The organism is Secundilactobacillus sp. MJ173 (assembly GCF_059704265.1).
On the sequence record NZ_BAAKGN010000068.1, the window covers coordinates 37,862 to 63,441 of the forward strand.

11 protein-coding genes are annotated in these 25,580 nt (G+C 44.6%); 6 read left to right on the forward strand and 5 right to left on the reverse strand.

Going from position 1 to position 25,580, the window contains the following annotated elements; genetic code table 11:
- The first annotated feature begins 33 nt into the window (after window positions 1-33).
- The 5 genes from AC6H04_RS10870 (at window position 34) to AC6H04_RS10890 (ending at window position 13,947) form a co-directional block, all read left to right on the forward strand.
- The gene (locus tag AC6H04_RS10870) at window positions 34-1,224 is read left to right on the forward strand and encodes an MFS transporter (RefSeq protein WP_497571690.1); all 1,191 of its coding nucleotides are present in this window, start codon (window positions 34-36) and stop codon (window positions 1,222-1,224) included.
- 12 nt (window positions 1,225-1,236) lie between these two features.
- Window positions 1,237-2,082: a methyltransferase domain-containing protein gene (locus tag AC6H04_RS10875; protein WP_497571691.1), complete on the forward strand. Its 846-nt coding sequence runs from the start codon at window positions 1,237-1,239 to the stop codon at window positions 2,080-2,082.
- Between the two features lie 247 nt (window positions 2,083-2,329).
- Window positions 2,330-6,727, forward strand: coding sequence for a mucin-binding protein (locus AC6H04_RS10880; protein WP_497571692.1), 4,398 nt, complete (start codon window positions 2,330-2,332; stop codon window positions 6,725-6,727).
- Between the two features lie 329 nt (window positions 6,728-7,056).
- Entirely contained in the window at window positions 7,057-12,978 is a 5,922-nt protein-coding gene (locus tag AC6H04_RS10885; RefSeq protein WP_497571693.1) for an MBG domain-containing protein, read from the forward strand.
- Between the two features lie 78 nt (window positions 12,979-13,056).
- Window positions 13,057-13,947 carry an LPXTG cell wall anchor domain-containing protein gene (locus tag AC6H04_RS10890; protein ID WP_497571694.1) on the forward strand — a complete coding sequence of 297 codons (891 nt, stop codon included), beginning with the start codon at window positions 13,057-13,059 and terminating at the stop codon, window positions 13,945-13,947.
- A 124-nt stretch (window positions 13,948-14,071) separates the two neighbouring features.
- Here the strand turns inward: AC6H04_RS10890 and AC6H04_RS10895 are convergent, their stop codons facing one another.
- The 5 genes from AC6H04_RS10895 to AC6H04_RS10915 all read right to left on the reverse strand — a co-directional run bounded on the left by AC6H04_RS10895 (window position 14,072) and on the right by AC6H04_RS10915 (window position 24,926).
- A complete protein-coding gene (locus tag AC6H04_RS10895; protein WP_497571695.1) occupies window positions 14,072-15,502 on the reverse strand; it encodes a glutamate synthase subunit beta in 1,431 nt (476 codons plus the stop codon).
- Window positions 15,503-15,507: 5 nt separating this feature from the next.
- Window positions 15,508-19,977, reverse strand: a complete 4,470-nt coding sequence (gltB, locus tag AC6H04_RS10900) for a glutamate synthase large subunit (RefSeq protein ID WP_497571696.1) — start codon at window positions 19,975-19,977, stop codon at window positions 15,508-15,510.
- Window positions 19,978-20,337: 360 nt separating this feature from the next.
- Window positions 20,338-21,294 carry a hypothetical protein gene (locus AC6H04_RS10905; protein ID WP_497571697.1) on the reverse strand — a complete coding sequence of 319 codons (957 nt, stop codon included), beginning with the start codon at window positions 21,292-21,294 and terminating at the stop codon, window positions 20,338-20,340.
- A gap of 12 nt (window positions 21,295-21,306) precedes the next feature.
- Window positions 21,307-23,193, reverse strand: a complete 1,887-nt coding sequence (locus AC6H04_RS10910) for an ABC transporter ATP-binding protein (RefSeq protein WP_497571698.1) — start codon at window positions 23,191-23,193, stop codon at window positions 21,307-21,309.
- On the reverse strand, window positions 23,193-24,926 hold the full coding sequence (locus AC6H04_RS10915) for an ABC transporter ATP-binding protein (RefSeq protein WP_497571699.1): 1,734 nt from the start codon (window positions 24,924-24,926) through the stop codon (window positions 23,193-23,195). The genes AC6H04_RS10910 and AC6H04_RS10915 overlap by 1 nt, the downstream gene beginning before the upstream one ends.
- A 185-nt stretch (window positions 24,927-25,111) precedes the next feature.
- On the opposite strand from AC6H04_RS10915, the gene AC6H04_RS10920 reads away from it, so the two are divergent.
- Complete coding sequence (locus AC6H04_RS10920; protein ID WP_180245613.1) at window positions 25,112-25,249, forward strand: hypothetical protein; 138 nt, start codon at window positions 25,112-25,114, stop codon at window positions 25,247-25,249.
- Window positions 25,250-25,580 lie beyond the last annotated feature (331 nt).

Below are 25,580 nucleotides of genomic sequence, written 5' to 3' on the forward strand. Positions count from 1 at the left end.
ACTTGTGACTAAAATTCGTGGGAGGCGATAGATATGTCGGGAAAAGTAAAACGTGCCATCTTGATTTTAATTTTAAGTGAATTCTTGGTTTGCCTGGGGATCGGCCTGGTCATTCCAGTGATGCCATTTCTTCGTAACCAGCTTCATTTGTCGGCTTTTGATATGGGGGTCATGACGGCCTTGTTTTCTTTTGCCCAATTTATCACCTCACCAATTATCGGAAAAATCTCCGATCGAGTAGGCAGAAAACCGATTATTGCTATTGGACTGGCACTTTATGCTGTTTCAGAAATCTTATTTGCGCTGACTAACTTGCTGGGCATGTTTGATATTGACCGGGTTATCGGCGGGATCTCGGCTGCTATGGTGACACCTACTGGGATGGCGCTGGCAGCGGATATTACGACCAAACGACAACGAGCGAAGGTTATCGGCTGGCTGTCCGCAGCCTTTAGCGGTGGCTTGATACTGGGACCTGGAATCGGTGGTATTCTGGCTGGTATTAGTTACAAAACCCCATTTTGGTTTGCGGGTGGCTTAGGGTTGCTCAGTACCATTGCATTATTAATTTTATTACCTAAAGATTCTGAAATTGAAAAACCGGATCAAATCACCAGTCAAAGCCAGAAGTCAGCCAATATCATGAACGGTGACTGGCACGATCTGCTGATCAAACCAGTGGTCTTACTGTTTGTTTTGATCCTGGTATCTTCTTTTGGCCTGCAAGGGTTTGAGAGTATCTACAGTTTATTCGTGAACCAAGTCTTTCACTTTAGCATTGCCAACATTGCGTTGGTTCTGACATTAAATGGCTTGATTTCGCTGGTTTTCCAAGTGATGCTGTTTGATCGGTTAGTCGTTCGTTTCAAGGAAACGCGGCTGATTCGCATTTGTTTCTTCTTTGCACTTATCGGAACTGTTTGGATCATCTTCGCTCACAGCAAGATTGAAGTCATTATTGCCACATTGCTGGTCTTCACTGCCTTTGATCTTCTGCGGCCAGCAATCACCACGTTACTGACGAAGCTCAGCGCCAAGAATCAGGGCTTGATCAATGGATTGAACATGTCATTGACCAGCGTTGGTAACGTGATTGGACCGTTAATGTCTGGTGCGCTATTGGATATGAACACGCATTATCCATACATCGTTGTTGCCGGTTTCCTAGCCGTCTCGTATTTAATGGCGTTTGCTGTTAAAATTAAACCACATCATTTAGCGTAACGGAGGCTCAGTGTGAAAAAAGCAGAGTTAGCAAGTCAGTTTGTAAGCCAGCATCGACCACAGTTCCAGTGCCCAGTATGTGGTGGCGAAATTGCGTCGGTGATCGACCAAACGGTTCAATGTGAAAATGAACATAGTTTTGATATTTCCAAAAAAGGCACGTTGTTTATGATCAACGCGCCGGTTAAAACCGAGTATACGGATGAGATGTTACGTTATCGACAGCAGATGTTAACAGCAGGATTTTTCGAGCCAATGCTACAGGCGGTTTCGACCCAGATTAAGCATGGTGGTTTAGTGCTGGATGCCGGTTGCGGTGAAGGAACGACTACCAAGTGGCTAGCGATGCAGAATCCAAATGACGCTTACGTCGGCTTAGATATTTCCAAACCAGCCATTAATATTGCGGGTTCGGGTGCAGTTAATGATCCGCAACCGCTATTCATGGTGGGCGATTTGGCGAAGCTACCCTTTGGTGATCAGCAGCTGACTACCATCGTCAATATCCTGTCACCGGCTAATTATCAGGAATTTGACCGGGTATTGCAGCCAGGTGGCAAGCTGATCAAGGTTATTCCTAACAGTCAATATTTAAAAGAATTGCGTGCGTTGATTTATCCGGAGGGTGAACATGCTACCTACGATAATTCACCGGTTAAGGATCATTTTGTTGAACATTACGGCAACGTTGACTTCACACCAGTCCACTATCAGTTTGACCTGACACCAGCATTGTTCAGAGCGCTGTTTGAGATGACACCGTTGACTTGGCGCGCGGTTGACCGTAAAGACAGTATTTTAAAGCAAGGTTTGACACAGATCACAGCGGATTTTGAAATCGGTGTTGTGACGAAATAAAATGAAAGTAGGCTCTAGGAACACAGCAGTTAATGCGGTGACTTCTTGGAGTCTATTTTTTTAGAGAAAGTAATGAAGATAAGAAACAACCACTAGTTATTTAACCCATAAGTTGCTATACTAACAGCAAAGTTAATTAAGTCATTTAGGATATTGAGTTGCTATATAGTTAACGACATTAACTATTTAACGATATTTTTGGGTGGAGATGTTAGTAGGTTGTTAAATTTTGCTGGAGGGCAATAAAATGAATAAGCAAAAGATACAAAATCAGCACAGGCGGGTACTGCAAGATAGTGGTCAAATTAATGAACATTTTAAGATGTATAAAAGTGGCAAAACGTGGATTTTTGCCAGTCTATTCACGATTTCACTGGGTACCAGCTTCGTTTTTGGCGGACATCAGGATGCGCATGCAGATGCGGAAGCTGAATCAGAAACGACGCAAGCGGTGATTAACGAACAACCGGCTTCACAAGCATCGCAAATAGCACTCAGGGATAATGGACAAACGGTGCCAAACGTCACTAGTGATTTGAAAACGCATACACCACCAGTGGATGATAATGTTCAGGAGACTATAATGCCGGCAGCATCAACAGCTGAGGACGCTGCGCCTAAAACGATTGTCCCGCAAACTGTACAAACAACCAATCTAGGGGATGTAACTGACGAAAATACCATTGCACAGGCTAAGCGTGCTGCATCAGCAGCTTACGCTGAAACAGGTACGCCACAAACAATCACTGCGGTAGCTGGTACTCAAGAAACAGCAGATGACTCCAGTGCGGATCATATTACCAATACAATGACGTCTCATATTCAAGTTCGGATTTATCCAAATTGGGAAAAAGGAACTGATCCCAATCGTACTAATTTGGGTACCGATTATGCCGATGGTGGTAATGTTCAGCTGACATGGTCGGTAGATTTAGATCTAGTTTCAAAGACAGCGACTTATACCTTAACCAACACCAAAGTTAATATTCCTAATGGTTTAGACTTAAATAAACCCGGTTATGATATGGAAGCTACTGTTTTTGGTTTTGATCAGCCACAGCCTCGCGTTGATTATTGGAATTGGCAATATCAACCGTATGACCTGTATGACCGAAAAGCGGTAATTAACAATGGCAAAATTAATGTGACTTATCAAAATCACTATCCCAAACAATCCGGTAGTAGCAGTCAGCCAGAAGGATTTATACCAGTAAACGTGGGCGATACGTTAGTACAGCAAGGTGTTGATTTGACCATTTATAACACCAAAAATGCCATCATCAATCAGAAATCAACTTTAGTGCCAGGTGACATTCTGGTCTCCGTTGTCTATACGCCACGTTGGCAAGTCGTCCACGTAACCGTTGAAGATACTGACGCTAATCTTATCTCTAGATATGATGTAACTGGCGTTTCTGATACCGAACTTACAGCTGATATGGTTACTGACGAAGTTCCGGCCGGTTACGAAATCGTGACAGATATGGACCCATCTACGGGAATTACTACCCCAAGAATTACGATGGACAGCACGTTTGATCACGATGATGGTCAAGATCAACAGGCCACTATTGTTGTTGCCGCTGAAACAAAGGTGCTGGAGCCAGTCACGGTTAAACAGACGATTCATTATCAGATGGCCGACGGTACGCCTGTAACGGGCATTACTGATAACGTCCAGAACTTAACCTATACTGCTATCCAAAATAAAGTTACTGGGGAGGTTACCTATACGCCAATGGGCTGGCTTACAGCAGTAACTAGTCCAACGGTAGACGGTTACGCGCCTGATATTGGCATTGTACCGATTAACGGCGATATGATTACTGATATAAAACCAACAGATACAACAGTCAACGTTACGTACACCGGTAATCCGCAAACGGTCATAGTACATTATATTGATGTGAATGATTCAAACAAGACTTCGGACTGGACTGCAGCAGATGGTATCGAGGTGCTACCAACTGAACAAACACTGTACGGAACTACGGATGAGACTTACACGAACATGATCACATTACCAGATAATTACGTTCAGGTTGCAGCCGATGATGGTGCATCCAGCGGAATATTTGATAATGATGACCAGACTGATCAGAGCTACAATGTCTACGTCAAACATGCTACAAAGACGATAACACCGACAACTGATCCCCAAAATGATGAATTAAATGCAACGGTACTTCGAACGATTAACTATGTTTATGGAAATGATACTGTGGCGCATCGCAAAGGCGATCAGGTAATCGCACCAGTTAACCAGCAGCAAGACTTCACACGGACTGGAATCGTTGATGAGGTCACTGGTGATGTGATTTACTACAGTCCTTGGACGCCAATTAGTCAGGATGATGGCGGGCTTACAGCTGTGCCATCGACTGCCATCACCGGTTATATGCCGGATCAACTTTCAATAGCTGCAGAAAACGTTGATTTGACTGGACTGAAGACGGGTGAGACGACATTAAAGTCAGAAACAGTAACTTATCATCCGGATGCTCAAATAATTCAGATTCACTATATCGATGTTACGGGTTCAAATAAGAAATCTGGCTGGACAGTGATGGATGGTGTTGAACTGATTTCGGCGTTGCAAACGTTGAATGGCACCACGGATGATGTTTATACAAACCCCATTATCTTGCCGACAAACTATGTTAAAGTGGCTCAAGACACGGGTTCTGTCAGTGGCTTTTTCGACACTGATGATCAGATCAGTCAGAACTATAACGTCTACGTCAAACATGCTACAAAGACGATAACGCCGACAACTGATCCCCAAAACGATCAGCTAAAAACCACAATTACGCGCACCATAAACTACGTGTATGGGGATGATGCAGTTGCGGGTAAGCGGGGAACGACTGCAGCACCAGCAGTGGTTCAGAAACAGGACTTTACGCGCACAGGGATAGTCGATTTAGTCACTAACGATGTGAATTACAGTACGTGGACGGCTGTAACCAGTGTTGGTGAAGGGTTTGCAGCAGTTGACTCACCAACTGGGGCCAGTGATACTGAGCTGACTGGTTATACACCGGATAAGGATACGGTTGTGGCTGTGGCAACGAGTGGTTTAACGGCCAATGATCAGCCAGTGGTAGAAACAGTTACGTATCATCCAGACAAACAAAAAGTTACGGTGCACTACATTGATGTGAACGACTCACCCAAGACGTCAGACTGGACGGCAGCGGATGGTACCGAGGTGCTACTAGCTGAACAAACACTGCACGGAACTACGGATGAGACGTACACAAACACAATTACGTTACCGACCAATTACGTTCAGGTTGGGGCCGATGATGGTGCATCCAGTGGGACGTATGACATTGATGACCAGGTTGATCAAAGCTACAATGTCTACATTAAACACGCAACAAGGACGATTACGCCTGTGACTGAGCCCCAAAATGGCGAATTGAGGGCAACGGTGACTCGGACCATCAACTATGTTTACGGAAACGATACAGTTGATCATCAAAAGGGTGATAAAGCAGGTGATTCGGTAACTCAACTCAAAGATTATATCCGGACAGGGACAATCGATGAAGTAACTGGCAAGATCACGTATGGTGCGTGGACACCAACTACTGAAACTGGTCAAGGTTTTGAGGCAGTGACGTCAACTAAGATTATCGGCTACACACCTGATCAATCTTCAGTCAGTGCTGGTAGCATTGACGTGACAACTTTAACTGGTAACGAAACATTGAAGCCGGTTACCGTGACGTACAATCCCAATCCCACCAAGATTGCTGTCACCTATGTTGATGATGTCGAAAACGGTAAGGTAGTTGAAGGCACATCATTAGACGGATTTATTGACCAAACAGGTACGTTTAACGTTGTGACACCAAATAACTACGAGTTGAGTAAAGGTCAAAGCGATAAGGTTAATTACACGTTTACGCCTGATAATAGTACGATTGTCATTCACTTATCGCATCAAATCGGGCATGCCACCACGATTACAACCCGGACGATTAATTACTTCGTTCAAGGGACGACAATGCCAGTTCATGCGTCAGAAGTACAACCATTGACTTGGTACATTACGACGGATAAAGTCACGGGTGCTACTGTGGCAGTTCCCGAGGGTGGTTATCCTGCAGTGAATTCGCCAGTTGTTTCAGGCTATACACCTGATCAAACAAGTGTTGATAATGAATACCCAGGTGTTGTGATAGGCAAGAGTGCTGGAAATATGACAGTAATGGTTTACTACGTTGCTACGCCGGATGCACCAGATAATGATGTGACACCGTCAACTACGCCCGAGACACCACCAACTACACCAGAAACGACGCTTACTACTGATGGTGGTACAGTGCCAAATGAGCCAGTGAGTGAGACGACGGATAATGGACAGGTACCGAGTCAAGAAAATAATGGTACGAATGGCAGTGAAAATCGAACGGGTTTGACTGGTCAAGCGGGGCAATCTGGGTTAACCGAGGCTGGTGAGCGTGCTCAACCAGTATCTGGTCAGCAGATGTCTAATAACACAGTCAAAGCAACATCTGAGTTACCGCAAACTAATGAACAGAACACTCACATCTGGACTTCATTAGGCCTTAGTCTGATAAGTATCATGAGCTTGCTTGGCTTAGTTAAGCGGCAGAAACGTGAAAATGATTAAGCAATGTAAAGTTAATTGATCAGAATAGTGTTGAAGGAGTTTTTTGACTGGGAAGGTGATAGATTCATTCAATTGAGATTGGAAGCACCTTGTATTTTAAAATACATATCAGTGATACTTGCAAAGTCAACTTAAATTAAAATCAGTAAATTCCGTTCTGTTACTGGTTTTTTTGATAATAAATTGTTATACTATGGGCAAACAAAGGTTAGTTAATTGTTATGTATCGTTGGAGGATAATTAATAGCGTTAACTAGGTATATCGGCATCCTATGAATAGGGATACTAAAAGTTGGAGCTAGGTTTAAATTTTGCTGGGGGGCAATCAAATGAATAAGCAAGATCTACAAAAGCAGCACGAACGGGTACTACAGGATAGTGCTCAGGTTAAAGAACACTTTAAGATGTATAAGGTTGGAAAGACGTGGCTCTTCGCCGGTCTATTCACGATTTCGCTAGGCGCAGGCATTGTGATGGGTGACCATCCAGATGTTCATGCGGCAACTACTGAAACTGACTCAGAAACATCTCAGTCGACTGCAACACAGACTAATTTACAAGCAAAAAGCGTCGTGATTGGTGATGAAACACAATCACAGGAACCTACATCTGGAATGAAAACGGATACAGACACAACTGGAACGACAACAGAACCTGAAACAGAAAACCAGGAAACGGAGAATCAAGGAACAGGAACGCCGTCTTCAACTGAAACGAAGACGCCTTCCACAAATGATATGCAAGCTCGAGCAGCAACGCCTAACATTCAAACGACTAACTTAGGTGACGTTACTGATCAAAGTACGATTGATCGAGCGAAGACTGCTGCAGCGGAAGCCTATGCTAAGACCGGTACACCACAAGTTATTACAGCGGTTTCTGGTGCTCAAGGAGACCCTTCAACGGTGGCTGATCCAGTTGAGACGCCAACGGTAACAGTTGAAAATGCTTTGAAGGCATACGACGGTAACACCGATATTCCAGGCAATGTTAACGTTAAGCTTTCAGACAATTTGACAGCACCAAGCGATTGGTATGTGACTAGTACCCCAAATCAATATTTGGTGTCTTCAACCTCAACTGACTTAGATTTATCTCAGGTCCAACAAGATGTAGGTACTTATGACATCACTTTGAGTGATATGGGAATTCAGCGCATCAATGCGGTTGTAGCTAACAAAGAAAAAAATTTAACACTATCTACTGTAGTCGGTGGCAAGTTAACTATCACCAAGGCACCCATTATTAGTGGCTCTGTAACTATTGCGGATACTTCAAAACTGTATGATAACGATGCTTCAACGGATCCAACTAGTTACGAAATCAAACTGGATAATGGCTTGGTTGCACCGACTGACTGGGCTGCTAACGATGATGGTTCGTACACGGTTACGCTGGCTTCTGGTGATATTCAAGCTAATATTGACAGCCAAACTGCTGGCAGTTATCTAGTTAATTTAACTGATGCTGGTTTGCAAAAGTTAAAGGACGTTAATAAAAACTATGATATTACCGCTGATAAGATTGCTCCAGGAACGTTTAAAATTGCGGATAATACAAAATTAAGTCTTGGTGTTGCGACAATTGTTGCCAATGCTGCTTTGCCAACTTCACTGACTGGTGTTATTTCTCGTGAAGAAAAGGTACCAACTGATTGGGCTGTTAGCTACGATAATACGGGTCAAGACGATGTTGTATATACTATTCCAATAAGCTACTTTGACACTAGTAATGTTGATAATACTAAAGTTGGTAATTATACTGTCAATCTGACTGCTGCAGCACTGGCTACCCTAAATAGTGCTAATCCAGATCGTCAGTTAGCAACGACTAATGTTAGATCTGGGCAAATCAGTGTAGTTGTAACTAATTCTGCGACTCATCGGGGCTTATCTAATTTTGGTGGCGGATTTTATCTAGGAGATGATGATTTTACTGATGAGAGCGTCAACAATAAAACGTTAGGTGATGGTGATGGTACTTACATGAGCCTGCCCTTTTTCAATGGTACTTCAGGTGCATTTCAGAATTTCACTGATATTGTGATTGTTCCCGCAGGAATGATGATTGCTGATGCACATACTACAAGCGTGAACGGCCAGACAAGTACTACTTATACAAAGCCTACGGATCCTGCACAAAGTTTTGAAAAGCAAGTTCAAACCGTTTTGGATAAAAGAGGTGTCACGTACACGGACTTTACGGTTAAACAGTTAGATAATTATAAAGGACGACAATCTTTTGCTGTTCAATGGGGCAGCGTTACAACAACTGGTTTTACTGATACCAATTCGTATTCCCTCTTCCCGGTAAACATCATGGTCGATCCTGATATAAATAATGTAACAACTGTGAAGTATGGTAATCAAAAGGGTGAGAATGACGATGCCATTCTCTATGCAACTGACTCTAGTAATTTGACGGATGGTAAATATGTTTTAGATCATGATGGCTCATTTCCCAACAATCAGACGGTGGCAACCGCACTTGGATTAACAAATGCTTTAACACTGGGTGATGGTTATGATGGCCCTCAATGGGTGGGACAATTTTACATCGTTCATGCTCCAGTCCAAGACACGTATAACCTGACTGATGAATTAGGTACATCAATTACTAATGCTGCAACAAATAGTAACGCTGTCACAACTAACGGCAAGGTTGGCGACACTTATAATCCATTATCAATAATTCCAACTACGATAACTACAACTGATGGTACTCAATATGTATTAGATAAAACGGGTATTCCAAAGGAGCAGACTTTTAAAGCTAGCACGGCTACACTTACCTCTGACGAAACTGTTCTTCCGGGAACAACTTATGATGTCAAATATAAGCAAGTTTTGAATGATGACCAAGTTAAGTTGGGTGACCAAACTATCGTCTGGGGTGCGGCTACACCTGATACGTTTACCGTTACGTTACCAAGTAACTTGAAAGCACCAAGTGATTGGGCAACTGCAGGCAACAATACCTATACGATTACTACTGCTGATGGTGATTTGGACTTATCTACTATTAAGAACGTTGTTACCGCTCCAAATGAGGGCTATGATATTCAACTTTCCAATCAAGGGTTATCTAAACTAGCTGCTGCTAACCCAGGGTATTTGTTTGATAACACTATTGATGTGGCGGGGAAGCTAAATGTTACTGCCCTGAATATTCCTGTCACAGTTGAAGATACGACGGGTAAAACTATTAAACCAACTCAAACACTCACGTTAGGTAACGATACAAAAGTTTCGGCAATTGATGCCAGTGTTTCTGACTACCCAACTGACCAACTAAATAAAATTACCTTAACGTATGCAAACACGCCGCAAAACAAATCGGGGATTAAACAATCTGTCATCAGTGTGGATAAGGTTAAAAATACAATCACACAAACAAATAGTTACTATGATAGTAAGCCAGATACCACCAGTGTAACTACGAGTGAGCAATTGGGCTCGTCTAAGGCCGGAGATATACTTGCCTTTGAATTTAATCATGCCGATGGATCTGCCATTGATTTTGGTGTGACACCTGCACCTGAAATTGCGTTTGATCAGGCGACTGATTCTGCAAGCTTAACTGGTATCGATGTCGTCTACAACCAAAAAGTAACCGCAACTTTAGTTCCAAGTGATGGAGACAATAACCCAATTCCGAACACCACGCCAACAACGGTTAATGATTTCCCAGGTAACAGTGTTTCGGTTCCTGATGTTCCCGGATACGCTGCAACTACGTCAAATGTAACTATTCCCAATGGCCCTGATTTTACTGTCAAAGTCACTTACACGCCAAATACTCAAACAGTTAAGGTTCAATTCGTTGATCAAGATGGTAATAAGTTAGGTGATACCATCGATTTAACGGGTGGATCCGATAGCAATATCGACTACACCAAAGCGTTGAATATTCAAAAGACTTTAGTAAGCCAAGGGTATCTTCCAATTAATGGTGATAAGACTGGTTTTGTTACCGCACCGAAAGTCTTTGATCACGATGACAAGGCTACTCCAACAATTACCGTTAAATTGAGTAAGTTTAATGATCAGGTGCCTGCGGATGCTACCTTAGTTCCTGTTGATCCAAATGGTGACCCAATCAAGAACGCTACCCCAACTACGGTAACGGGTCTTCCTGGCACTGATGTTACTGCTCCCAATGTACCTGGTTATACCGTTATTAATACTGATAAGACAGTTACCATTCCTACACCAGTACCTAATAAAGACAATGTTACTAATGGTAAGGTCACTACGCCTGATAAGCGTGGCACAACCGTCAATGTAACCTATGTTCCTAATACTCAAACGGTTAACGTTTACTTTGTTGATAATCATGGTACTGAATTGGCCACCACTACCTTAACTGGTGCTTCTGATAGTCCAGTTAACTATGATGAAGGTACAATCTTGAATCTGATTCCAGCAGGCTATGCTTTGGCTGGTTATACTACTGGGAATTTTAACGACTTCCTAACGTTTACTGGTGCGATTACAACGTTTGATCATGATGATACGAAAGATCAAAAGTGGACAGTACCAATTGCGGAAAAACTGGATTATGAAACAGTCACAAAGACCAGGACTATCCATTTTGTTGATAGTAAAGGTGATACGATTGCTCCAGACCAAGTTCAGCAAGTGACCTATATTCGGCCAATTGGTGCAGTATCTAAGACACCGTTAGATTTTTACTCCCCAATGGGGATGTATCCTGCATTAACAGCACCAACTGTTCCTGGTTATAAGGCTGTTGCGGGCGCCGGTTATACCGTTGAGAATGGTGTTGGAAGTGTATCGGTTCAACATCCAATGAAAACTGAAACACCGAAAGACGAATCTGTTACCGTTCATTACATCGGTACCAATCAAAGTGCGAATGTTAAATATGTTGATGACGATAACAATGGTGCTGCAGTTGGTACACCAACAAAGCTTACTGGGATTACAGGTGGCAGTGCTACTTGGAATACCAATGATAAGCCAGCTGGCTATGATTTAGCTGATGGTCAAGTAGCTTCAGGGTCATATACCTTTGCTGCGGCTGATAATGCGGATGTAGTGATTCATTTAACACATCACATCTCCACGGAAACCATTACTTCAACCCGTACGATTACCTTCAAGGGTAATACAGACGTTAATGAATCTAAATTACCAAGTCCAATTGTTCAGCAAGTTAACTGGACAATCAGTACAGATGAAGCAACGGGTGATGTTACCTTTACGCCTGATGCTAACAGTAATTACCAAGCAGTGCCGCTTCACTCAATTCCAAGTGGTGGTGATGAGATTACTTACGTACCTGAATTTACGTACGTATCAGCATTGAATCCAGTTAAATTTACGCTTACCAAGGACGACTTAACCAAGTTGGGAAATCCTGATTTAGGTAAGGATTCAACCTTCTTAAACGCAGATGAACCTTATTATTACAATGCGATTGGTATTCCTGATACAGCGTCTCAGCAATACACGGTAAACTTCGTCACACCAAATGGTGATGTGGTTGGTACGACCACAGTTCCGGGTAACCCAGCGTTGAGCCATCACATTGAAGTTACACCAAATATTCCTGATGGTTATGTACCTACACCAGGGCAAGAAAAGGTATACGTTGATATTCCAAAGGGTGCTGATCCGAAGAAACCACTTATTGTTCACATCACAACCCCAGCTGGTCAAGATGCAGATGGTATCCAAGTTTGGACCAAAGAACAGGTTCCCGATGCACCGTACGCTAACCAGTACACGGTAAACTTTGTCACACCAAACGGCGATGTTATTGGTCACATGTCGTTCGTTGGTAATCCAGGCGATAAGTTAAACGTCACCCCAAGTATTCCAAAGGGTTACGTGTCAACACCAGGTAAAGATGGCAACATCACGATTAGTAAGACCGATGTGCCGGATAAGCCAATTGTCTTTAACGTCACAACACCAGCTGGTCAAGATGCGGATGGCGTCCAAGTTTGGACTAAGGAACAAGTTCCTGATGCGCCATACGCCAACCAGTACACGATAAACTTTGTCACACCAAATGGCGATGTGGTCGGTAAAATCACGGTTCCAGCTAACCCAGGAGTAGATAATACAGTTGATGTTACACCAGACATTCCGGCCGGTTATGTGCCAACACCAGGAAATGACAAGGTATACGTCAATATACCAAAGGGTTCAGATCCGAAGACGCCAATTATGGTTAACATTACGACGCCAGCTGGCAAAGATACAGACCCAATTCAAGTTTAGACTAAGGGTGAAGTACCAACGGATAATGTTCCTTCAGCCAACGAGTACACGGTCAACTTTGTTACACCAAATGGTGATGTGGTTGGTAAGACGACCATAGTTGGTAATCCAGGCGACAAGCACGAGCTCACACCAAACTTACCAAAGGGTTATGTTCCGACTCCAGGAAAGACTGGCAATATCACGATAACCGCTGGCGATGATTCGAAGACACCAATTGTCTTCAACGTCACGACTCCGGCTGGTCAAGATACTGACGGTATTCAAGTTTGGACTAAGACTGAAGTGCCAACGGATAATGTTCCTTCAGCCAACGAGTACACGGTCAACTTTGTCACACCAAGTGGTGATGTAGTTGGTACGGCAACTGTCGTAGGTAACCCAGGTAATCGGTTTGATGTTTCTGGAAACGTGCCAAACGGCTATGTCTTAAACGGTACGGATGGCGACGTTGAGATTCCGAATAACCAAGATCCATCGAAGCCAATTACCGTCAGTGTCACGGTACCTGCAAATCCTTCAGATAATGGTGGCCCGACGGATGTACCAGATGGCAGTTCAACTGATCATGGTACTGGTACACCAACGGATGGTACTGATATGACTACTGATGGTTCCGACAACAATACGGTGCCTGGTGGTGATGAGTCAGGTAGTAATCCAGTGACCGGTGGGAAAGACAATAATGTGGTTGCCACTGATAATGGTCAAAAGACGGTTGGTCAGCCAACTCAGTCGGGTGGTGCTAATAGTGGTACGCAATCTGGACTGGTCCAACAGAGCAGCAACGCCGAAGCTGGTCAGCCACAACGGGTAACGGGTTCCAAGGCTACTAGTCAAAAGACAGGCACTTTGCCGCAAACCAACGAACAAAATACCAGTGTTTGGGCATTACTTGGCATCAGTCTCATGAGTATGTTGAGTCTATTAGGTTTCACGAAGCAAAAGAAACGTGAAGACGAGAAATAATTAGTCGTTCGCGTCACTGAAAATATCGCTGATGAGTGATCATCAGCGCTATTTTTGTTACCTAAATTCAAGAAAGTAAAAACGGGCAATTCGCTGAAAATTGCCCGTTTTTTATCATTTTAAATTAGACTTTAGCCGACAACACCTCAAACGAAGCATTGATCTTTTCAGCACACATCCGGCCTTCGTAAATGGCCCAGATCACCAGACTTTGGCCACGGCGACTATCACCGGCCACAAATATCTGGCTATCGTTAGTACTGTAATTAGCGTTTACTTTAGTAATACCAAAGGCGTCAAACAGCCATTGCTCCGCACCAGTGAAACCCATAGCCAGTAAGACTAAGTCAGCTTTGATACGTTTTTGGCTGCCTGGGATTGGCTTGAAATGATCGGTACGGCTAGCCTCAACTTCAGATAGTTGACCGTTTTTACCGAAGAAACCAGTGGCAGTTGCCGTATACGTTGTAATCTCTCCGAATAACCGTTGGGCTTCCAGTTGACCATAGCCGTCTTTCAGCACCATTGGCCACTCTGGCCATTGATTATCTGAGGTGCGTTCCTTTGGCAATTCCGGATTGATTTCCAACTGGGTGATACCGGCGCAACCCTGACGAATGGCAGTTCCGATACAGTCATTACCCGTATCGCCGCCACCAAGGACTACCACGTGCTTGCCCTTTAGCGCATCCGTTGCTTCAGTACCATTCTCAATCACTGACTTAGTTGCGTCAGTTAGGAAATCCACGGCCTTCATAACGCCTTTAAGCTGCCGGCCGGGAACGTCTAAATCACGGGCTTCACGAGCACCGGTACAGATCACGATGCGATCGTACTCAGCCCTTAAAGTTTCAACGTCGATATCTCGACCCACTTCAGTATTGGCAATTAATTTAATGCCTACGTCACGCATCGCTTGAATCCGCCGTTCAACAACTTCTTTAGGTAGCTTCATATTAGGAATCCCGTACATCAGTAAACCACCAAAGCGGTCAGCTCGCTCATAAACGGTGACGGAGTGTCCCAGTTGATTTAAGCGCCACGCAGCAGCAATACCTGCGGGACCGCTGCCAATAACCGCAATTTTTTTACCAGTTCGGTGAGCGGGTTTACCTGAATCAACTACCCAGCCATTTTTAAAGGCTTGTTCGATAATGAATTTTTCGTTATTACGAATGGTGATTCCGGGGCCATTTAAGGCGTTAACACAGGCGACTTCGCACGGTGCGGGACAAACTCGACCAGTCATATCTGGCAGGTAGTTGGTCCGGGTTAAGCGCTCAAAGGCCGCTTTATCGCGTTGCTTATAAACCAGATCGTTCCATTCTGGAATTAAATTATCGTTTGGGCAGCCGCTAACACCACGTTTACCGCCGTAAAAAACACCGTGATGACAGAAGGGAATGCCGCAGTTCATACAGCGACTGGCCTGAATCCGGCGATCAGCATCACCTAAGTCGATTTCCATAATGTTGAAGTCCTTGATGCGTGCTGGAATCGGCCGCATGGGGTTGCTCTTTCGATCGTGTTTGATGAATCCTCTTGGATCTCCCATACCGATCACTCCTTTCCCGTTTGAGTGGCGACGTCGAAGGCTTTTTGAATCACCTGATTCTCAGGGACGCCCGCTTGTTCAAATTTGTGAATCAAGTCATGCATCCGGTGATAATCAGTTGGATAGACTTTCACGAATAACTGCTTTGCTTCTTCCCAGTTGTCGAGAATTTTCTTTGCCTGTGAAGATTGGGTGTAGTAATAGTGTTTTTCAATCAAAGTTTTGAGGATGCTGTCGTCGCCTGATTCGTCTAAATCATACAGATCAACGAGTTCGGTGTTGCAACGCTGTTTGAAGTTGTGTTTCCAATCATAAACGTAGGCAACACCACCAGACATACCAGCAGCAAAGTTCCGACCCGTTTGCCCTAAAATGACAGCGACGCCACCGGTCATATATTCGCAGCCGTTATTGCCGATACCTTCCACTACGACGTTGGCACCGGAATTACGAACGCAGAAACGCTCACCAGCGCGGCCATTGAAGAAGGCTTCCCCACTGGTGGCACCAAAACAGGCAACGTTACCGATAATCGGGGCGTGGGCGTAGATGTCTTCGGCACCTTCTGGCGAAGCAACGATTAGTCGGCCTCCAGAAAGTCCTTTCCCCACGTAATCGTTAGCTTCCCCGCGTAACTTGAGTTCCAATCCCTGGGTAATAAAGGCACCGAAACTTTGACCGGCAGTACCGGTGTAGTTCAGTTGCAGAGCACCCGGTTTGAGTCCCTGATTGCCAAAGCGAGCAGCAATCCAGCCACCGAGTCGGGTTCCTGTTGCCCGGTTGGTATTATTGATAGGCTGATTGATCGATATTGTAGTCCCGTTTTTCAGGCCGGCTTCAGTAATCGCGTTGAGGTCAGGCCAGTTGTATTTAGCACGGAAGGGATCCTTAGCTTTACGTTGAATGGTGATGGTTTTACCAATCATCCTATCGTAGTTAAGCGATTTAGCCTTACCAGCTGGGACGTAACGGGGAGCCAGATGTTCACCATGACCGACCATTTCATCCACGGTTCGATAGCCTAATTGGGCCATTTGTTCCCGGAGATCCTGTGCCAGAAAGTGCATCATGTTAATGATGTATTCCGGTTTACCGGCAAATAGACGCCGTAATTGTGGATCTTGGGTGGTAATGCCAATGGGACAGGTATTGAGGTTGCATTTCCGCATCATGATACAGCCGATAGCCACCATGGTCAGGGTAGCAAAGCTGAATTCTTCAGCGCCCAGCATGACTGCGACTGCAATATCGCGACCGGTCAGCAGTTTACCATCCACTTCAAGAGTGGTTCGCTGACGGAGATGGTTAAGCGCTAATGTTTGGTGCGCATCCGCTAAGCCCATTTCCCATGGCAGCCCGCAATCACGGGTGGAGTTTCTCGGAGCTGCACCGGTACCACCGTCATAGCCAGCAATCACCACGGTATCAGCGCCAGCCTTAACCACGCCGGCTGCAATCGTCCCAACACCAGTTGAAGAGACCAGCTTAACGTTGATAATCGCGTAAGGGTTAACTTGTTTTAGGTCATAAATCAACTGAGCAAGGTCTTCAATCGAGTAGATATCATGGTGAGGCGGCGGTGAAATTAATTGCACACCAGCAATGGAACCCCGGATACTAGCCACCCAAGGATAAGCTTTACCAGCGGGCAGTTGACCACCTTCACCAGGTTTCGCGCCCTGTGCCATTTTAATTTGAATCTCATCGGCACTTTCAAGGTATTCAGCGTTGACACCGAACCGGGCAGTGGAAACTTGTTTGATCCGACTGTTCCGGTTCAGACCATCAGCACCAACTTTAAATCGGTTCCGGTTTTCACCGCCTTCACCGGAGTTGCTGCGTGCGCCTAACTTGTTCATGGCAATGGCAATCGTCTCGTGGGCTTCTTCTGAAAGGGCCCCGAAACTCATGGCGCCGGACTTGAACCGTTTGACGATGGAACTAACTGGCTCCACTTCGTTGATGGGAACGCTTGTCCGACCCTTTGTTTGAATTTCCCACATAGAACGTAGGGTGACAGGATCGCTAATAGCTTCTTGATTCATTTGTTGCGCGTATCTTTGGTATTCCTCGTAACTGCCAGAACGCACTGCCTTTTGGAACTGGTAGATAGATTCTGGGTTGTAAAGGTGATGTTCACCATCTGATTTGAACTGGAAACTGCCACCGGATGGTAAATCGTCAATGTTGTGAGCATCATAGGCAGCGTGATATTTCACTGCGTATTCGTCTTCAATTTGATTGAGGGTTAGGCCGCCGATTCGACTCGGGGTACCAGTGAAATACTGGTCTACCACTTCAGCTGATAGGCCAACTGCTTCGAACAGTTGAGCGCCTTGATAACCGGCGATGGTGGAAATCCCCATCCGACTCATAATCTTGATAATGCCTTTGGTAGCGGCCAGTCGATAGTTGGCTAATTTGGCTTCATAACCACGTGAAACCAGGGTGGCATAAGCGCCATAAGGGTGAATAGCAGTTGCGCCATAGCCAACGAGGCAGGCAAAGTGATGCAGTTCACAGGCTTCTGCCGTATCCACTACGATGGATGCATCGGTACTTTTACCTTGCTGAACGAGATAGTTGTGCAATCCAGAAACTGCCAGTAAGACGGGAATGGTCAGCTGGTGCCTACCAGTAGAACGGTCTGAAAGAATCAGAATAGATGCGCCTTTATCAATGGCGTTTTCAGCCCGTTTGAATAGGTCATCCAAGGCATGGAACAATCGGTTAGGACGCTCAGTAAGATCGTATGACAAGCCCAATTTAGCCACTTTGAGGCCTGGTAGGTCCAGCGCTTCAATTTTGGCGTAATCTTGATCGCTTAAAATGGGACTTTCAATCCGGACTTTATGACAGTTTTCGGCTGTATCAGTAGTGATATCTGCGTCACGGCCGAGATAGAGGGTCGTGCTAATCACGATTTTTTCACGGAGGGGATCAATCGGTGGGTTGGTCACCTGTGCGAAGGCCTGTTTAAAGTAGGTAAAGAGATTTTCAGCTTTATGTGAGAGCACCGCTAGCGGTGAATCGAAACCCATCGCCACCACGGGTTCACCACCGTTTTCTGCCATGGGGATCAATGCCGTTTCAATAACTTCGTGGGTATAGCCGTTTTGCAGCCAGAGCCGTTTTAAATCGGCATCTGAAATAGCCGTTTCTGTTTTGACTTCCGGCAAGTTTTTCAGTGAGATTCGGTTAGCAGTCAGCCATTGCTGATAAGGATGTTCGTTAGCAAAAGTTTGCTTGAGTTCATCTGATTGGTAAATCTTGCCTAAGCTGGTATCCACCAAGATCATTTGAGCGGGACCTAGAATTCCCTTTTTAACAATGTCAGTTGGCTTGACGTCCACCACACCGGATTCAGAAGCCACCACGAGCACGCGGTCCTTGGTTAAGGTATAACGCGATGGTCGCAGCCCGTTACGGTCGAGAAAAGCACCCACTTGGATGCCATCGGTGAAGCACAGTGCTGCTGGACCATCCCAAGGGGCCATGAAAGTGGCGTTGTATTCATCGAATGCGCGTTGTTGTTTTGGCATCTGAACACCGCTACCCCAAGCTTCTGGCACCATCATCATGAGTGCTTTAGGGATTGAGCGTCCCTGACGGTAAAGGTATTCCATGCAGTTTTCCAATTTAGCGGAGTCAGAATCTTCTTCGTCGTAAATATCAATGCCGTGGCTAGTCATCCAATTTTCGGCACCCTTTAAGGTGTTAATTTCCCCGTTATGAGCCAAGAAGCGGAAGGGTTGAGCACGCGCCCAACTTGGAAAGGTGTTGGTTGAGAAACGTGAATGAATGAGGCAAATGGCGCTTTCCATGGCAGGGTCGTGCAGGTCTGGATAAAAGCGGCCAACTTGATAGGCGTGCAGCATGCCTTTGTACACGATGGTTTGGCTGGAAAGTGAGCAAATGGCTAATGACTGGTGTTCAAAAACGTGTTCCAACTGACGTCTAAGGGTGTAAAGCTGGTCTTCAAAAGGGCGGCCAGCGGCGATATCAGCTGGTCGTTGCATGATGATTTGGACGAACCCTGGCATGGATTTTTGAGCGCCGGGACCACAGTTTTCATAAACAAAGGGAACGAGTCGGGTCCATAATACCGGGAAGCCGGCTTGATCGATTTGTGCTGTTACTGCCGTTAACATGGCATCGCGTTTTTGGACTTCGTGGGGTAAGAACAGCTGTGCCACAGCGTAGTCGCCTTTTTTAGGTAGCTGCAGATTGGCATTTGCCATCTGCTGACGGAAAAATGTATCCGGCATTGCCATAAGAATACCGGCGCCGTCACCAGTATCGGGTTCAGCGCCCGTCCCGCCACGGTGATTCATGCGTTCCAGCATTGTGAGGGCTTTTTCAACTAATTGGTGGTCAGCATGACCGTCAATTTGAGTGATAAAGCCCATCCCACAGGCAGCGTGTTCAAATTGAGGATCATACATTAAATGAGGATCGTGATTCAGAGTTTTCAAAAACTGTCACCTACTTTTAAAAACGAAAGGGAGGGTCAACTATGTGGTGCGAATTATTCTAATGATATTCTAATTTTAATTATCTGACAATACTTAGAACTAAATAAATATTTAAATTTTTTGTTAATTAGTCGTTTTATTCATTTTGGAATATTACAGTTTATTAATGAATTATCTCTATAATAGTTGATATGTCAGTCATTATATTGATAATTGGGTAATATGACGAACGTTGATTGAGCAACTATTATAGATAAATTATCAAATTTGTAATTATTAAATATTCCTAAGAAAACGTACAAAAAAGGATGCCATCCTGACTATAAATACAGGATGACACCCTTCAATAACACTATTTAATTAATGATGTGTGACGTAAATATAAAGGGTTGATTTCGAATAACCAAGGTCAAAATCAATACCCTTTGAATGAATCGTACTGGTGGTTGTTTGACTGCTGTTCTTCTTGTTGGCTTTATTTTCGAAGCCCTTTAATACCTTTTGAGTATTGGCACCGGTACTGCCCGTTAATACGGCCAGCTCCGTCATGAAGGTTTTGGCAGCTGCCTTTGACTTGAGTGAAGCTGTTGGTACCATCAGCGTTGCACCGATGAGTTGACCATTATCAACATTCCCGCGAACGGTTGCGTTGTCAGTCTTTTTCAAGTTGTAAACACCGGTCCGTGCTTTAGCAGTGATGGTATCGTCAGCAACTTGTTTCTTAGCCTTAGCTAAAGCGGGTGCTAATGATGCCTGAGTCTGCTTCAACTTAGCACCTTGCGCTTGAAGTTGTTGACCCTGCTTCGCTAGTGAAGCCAAGTCTGCTTGAGCTGAGGTGTCACCAGACTTTAACTTAGCCTGAGCAGCCTTTGATTCAGTCTGCAGCTTGGCACTTTGCTGCTGCAATTGCGCAGCTTGTTTTTGCAGCTGCATAGCCGTTGCCTGATCTTTTTTAGAAAGGGCAGTGGCCATCAAGGCTTGGTTATAGGCGGTGACAAATTTACTATAACTCATGATGGCCGGGCTCTTCTTAACAACGGTGGAAGCGTTGCGGCCACCAGCAGTTAGTTTAACGGTTTGCTGGTATGGTTTAGCAGGCAGTGTAATGGCGTAACTGCCATTCAGTACTGACTGTTTTTTGGTGGAGCCGTTGTTGATCCGGTATTTAACTGTTTTCTGATTACTATTGCCCTTAATTACGGCAGTCATCCCACTAGGGGCGTAACTCTTGTGGGCGACTGATAATGAAGGTTTGCCACACGCTGCCAGCGTTAAGCTAAGTAGGGCGGCTGATAAAATCAAACTAATTTTTTTCACGACGCGTCCCTCCTAACCAAATGAAATGCCGTCAGTGAATTGGCTATTGTACAGATCCGCATAGAAGCCGTTCTGTTTGAGCAGCGCCTCATGGGTACCTGTTTCAACGATTGAACCGTGATTCATAACAATGATGTTATCGGCATTTTGAATCGTTGACAGCCGGTGAGCAACCACGAAACTGGTTCGATCCTTAAGTAGGAGACCCATAGCATGCTGAATCTGGACTTCGGTTCTAGTATCGACGGAACTGGTTGCTTCATCCAAAATAAGAATTTCAGGATCAGCAACAAAGGCTCTGGCAATCGTGACCAGTTGGCGTTGCCCTTGGGAAATATTGGAGGCATCTTCGTTCAAAATGGTGTCATAGCCATCAGGCAGTCTACGAACGAATTCGTCCACGTGAGCTGCTTTAGCGGCGTTAATGACTTGTTCTTCGGTTGCATCTTCACGACCGTATTTAATATTATCAAAAATGCTGCCAGTGAAGAGCCAAGTATCTTGAAGCACCATGGCAAAGTGTGAGCGTAGATCTTCACGATCCATGTTCCGGGTATCTTGACCATTCAGTAGGATAGCTCCGCCCTTAACATCGTAAAAGCGTTCCAACAGATTAATAATGGTGGTCTTGCCGGCACCAGTTGGGCCAACGATGGCGACTTGCTGTCCTGGTTTCACGGCCAGATTATAGTCTTTCATCAAGAGTTCGTTGTCATCGTAACCGAATTTCACGTGGTCCATTTCCAATAGATTATCGGTTTGTTTAACCGGTGTGTCGTTGGAAGTATCCTTCATGTCTTCTTGATCCAAAACGTCAAAAACCCGTTCGGCTGAAGCGATGGTGGATTGGATCGTGTTCATTAAGTTAGCGAGTTGTGAAATTGGTTGTGAGAATTGATTGGTATATTGCAGGAAGGCTTGAACGTTCCCAAGCGTGATATTACCGTTGGCAACTGAGATACCACCAATAATGGCAACAAAGACGTAGCCAATGTTATTGAGGAACATCATCAGGGGCATAATGATACCAGAGATGAATTGGGCTTTCCAAGCGGATTGATAGTAGACCTTGTTTTGTTTCTCAAAGGAATCAATGGTGTCTTTTTCCTTGTTAAAACTCTTCAAAACCTGCTGACCAGAATAATTTTCTTCAACTTGGTCGTTCATGAGACCCAAGCTCTTTTGTTGGGTGGCGAAGAAGCGCTGTGACTTCGGTGCTACGATACCAACGATGATCAAACTCAGTGGAATCGTAACCAGCGCGATCAGCGTCAGTTTCCAGCTAATGGTGAGCATCATCCATAAAGTTCCGATAAAGGTAACGGTTGAAGTGACCGCCTGCGTTAAACTTTGCTGCAAGGTATTGGCGATGTTATCCATATCGTTAACCGCACGACTCATAATGTCACCGTTACTGTGGGTGTCGTAATAGTGAATCGGCACGACACGCATTTTTTCCTTCATCCGCCGACGAAGTTTGTAAACCGTCTTTTGAGAAATCCGTGTCATGATCCACTGCTGCAGGAAACTGAAAACGGCAGAAGCCAGATACATGAGACCGACAATGATAATGATCTGAATGATTTTATCGTAATTAATCGGGAGGTGAGTCAAGTTAAAGCCAGCTTTTTGTTGAGACTGACCCTTCATGACGCCAGTAAAAATTTCAGTTGTCGCTTTACCCAAGATTTTAGGGGTTCGAATTTGAAAGACGACACTGGTAATGGCAAAGATCAAGACCAAAACCAGTCCGACGATTCGATCAGACATATAACTCAGGAGCCGGCGAGTTGTTCCCCAGAAGTTCTTTGGCTTTTCAACTAGGCCATGACCACGACCTCGGCCTGGTCCACCAATATGGACAGGACGGGTGGGTTGTTTCGATTTAGAATCAGCCATTATTCAGCCTCCCCCTCTCTGATCTGTGACTTAATAATTTCTTGATAGACTTCATTAGTCTTTCTCAATTCATCATGGGTACCCTTACCGACTAATTGACCATTATCGAGAACTAAGATCAAATCGGCGTCAGCCACCGTTGCGATTCGTTGTGCAACAATGACGGTGATACTCTGTTGAATGTGCTTATCTTGACGCAATTCAGCACGGAGGTCAGCATCAGTCTTAAAGTCCAACGCGGAGAAGGAATCATCGAAGACGTAAATAGCAGATTGCTTAACCAAGGCACGGGCAATCGCCAACCGTTGTCGTTGACCACCAGAGAAGTTACCGCCGCCTTGTTCAACGTACATATCAAGGCCATCAGGATCTTCTTCAACGAAATCGCGGGCACGGGCAATATCTAAAGCGTGCCAAATTTCGGCATCGGTAGCGTCTGATTTACCGTATTTCATGTTTTCTCGTAATGAACCGGTAAATAGGGTCGCTTTTTGCGGGACCAAAGAAACTGCGTCCCGGAGCTTTTCGGGCGCAAGCTGGGTAATATCGATACCGTCTAATTTGATCTGGCCTTTTTCCAGGTCATAGAAGCGGGGAATCAGGTTGATCAAGGTCGATTTACCGGAACCGGTACCACCAATAATGGCCACCGTTTGACCACTCTTAGCGCTGAAATCAATGTCCGTCAAAGCAGACTTTTCAGCACCAAAGTAACGGTAAGAAACGTGGTCGAATTCCAAATGATGCTCAGTATCAGTAGGTAATTCCTTCGGCTCGTCCGCTACCTTCATGGTCGATTTCAAGTCAAAGACCTGCTGGATACGCTTAGCAGATGCTTGGGCACGGGGAATAAAGATCAGTACCATTGAAAGCATCATAAAGCTCATCAGAATTTGCATGGCATACGTCATGAAGGCAATTAAATTACCCACTTGCATCGCCTGATTACCGATTAAATGGGCACCAAATAAAATAATGGCGACGTTGGTGCCACTCATGATCAGTGTCATGACAGGTAGAGCCAGGGACAGCAATGTGTTAACGTTGATGGCGTTTTGAGTGTAATCAACGTTGGCGTCTTCAAAGCGGTCCTGTTCGAACTGATCTTGACGGAACGCCCGAATAACTCGGACACCAGTCAAACCTTCACGGAAGATTCGGTTGATGCGGTCAGTTTTGGTTTGCATGGCTTGAAACATTGGCATAGCGAACCGCAACATGATGCCCATGAAGATTGCCAGTAGTGGCAACGAGACTACAAACACCAAGGTTAGCGTGTGGTCTTTACTGTAGGCTAAGAAACTAGCCCCAATCAGCATGATAGGCGCCATAATCATCATTCTTAACATCATAATGGCGACGTTTTGAATTTGAACCACATCGTTAGTAGTTCGTGTAATTAATGAAGAAGTTTCAATTTGATCGTACTCGTCAGTAGAGAGGCCCATCACTTTACGGTAGATGTCACTTCTCAGATTCTGACCGAGTTTTTGTGACGTTGTGGAAGCTAATAAAACGTTACAAATAGCGGCAGCGATACTGAGTAATGAAAATCCAACCATTTTCATACCGACTTTCCAGATATAGCTGATATTACCCGTTGCGACCCCGTTGTTAACAATGTCAGAGGTCAAACTAGGCAGGTTCAGGTTAGCAATCACCTGAATGGTCATGAATATAATCGCACCGAGAACGGCTAGATAGGAGACACGACCCTTGGCAATTTTTAGCATTGCAGAATCTCCTTTCGTGTGTGTAAAACAAACATGTGCAACGAATAATTGTACACCTATTTGACAAAAAAACACGCAAAAACAATTTACATTTTGACGGATATTAGATGTCAGATATTTATGGTTGCAACCGTGAACGTATGTTCGTATAATGGACATAAATAAACGTGAAGGGGTGCCTGATAATGACAGATAAAAATGACGTGGTGATTCACTTGCCTCAATCGGTAGATATTAACGAGTTTGCCCATATTCTAGAAGCTGCGTTTGAAGAACACGGCATTGAATCCTATCAGGTGAGTTATCCGGTGCATAAAAAGTAATTAAACATATTATTATGCTCATTTAAATCTTAAATCAAGCTTAAATTGGGTGTGGTATGAGTCTAGATTGGTAAGGGGTTCCATCTAGTTTCTTGACTGAAATACAACTCAGATTTTATTTTTGCTCGCTGCTTTTATCTAGCCTAATCGCGCGTCAAAACTCAGATTCCGGCCATTTAACGTAAAATAACGCGTATTCCGCCAAAGTTCGACGAAATACGCGTTATTTTACGTTAAATTCTGGAATCTACCGAGTTGTGTCACACTCTCTCCCAAACGTGCTCAAACAAGCAAAGAGTTACATATAAGGGCTCAAAACAAAAATCCCCAA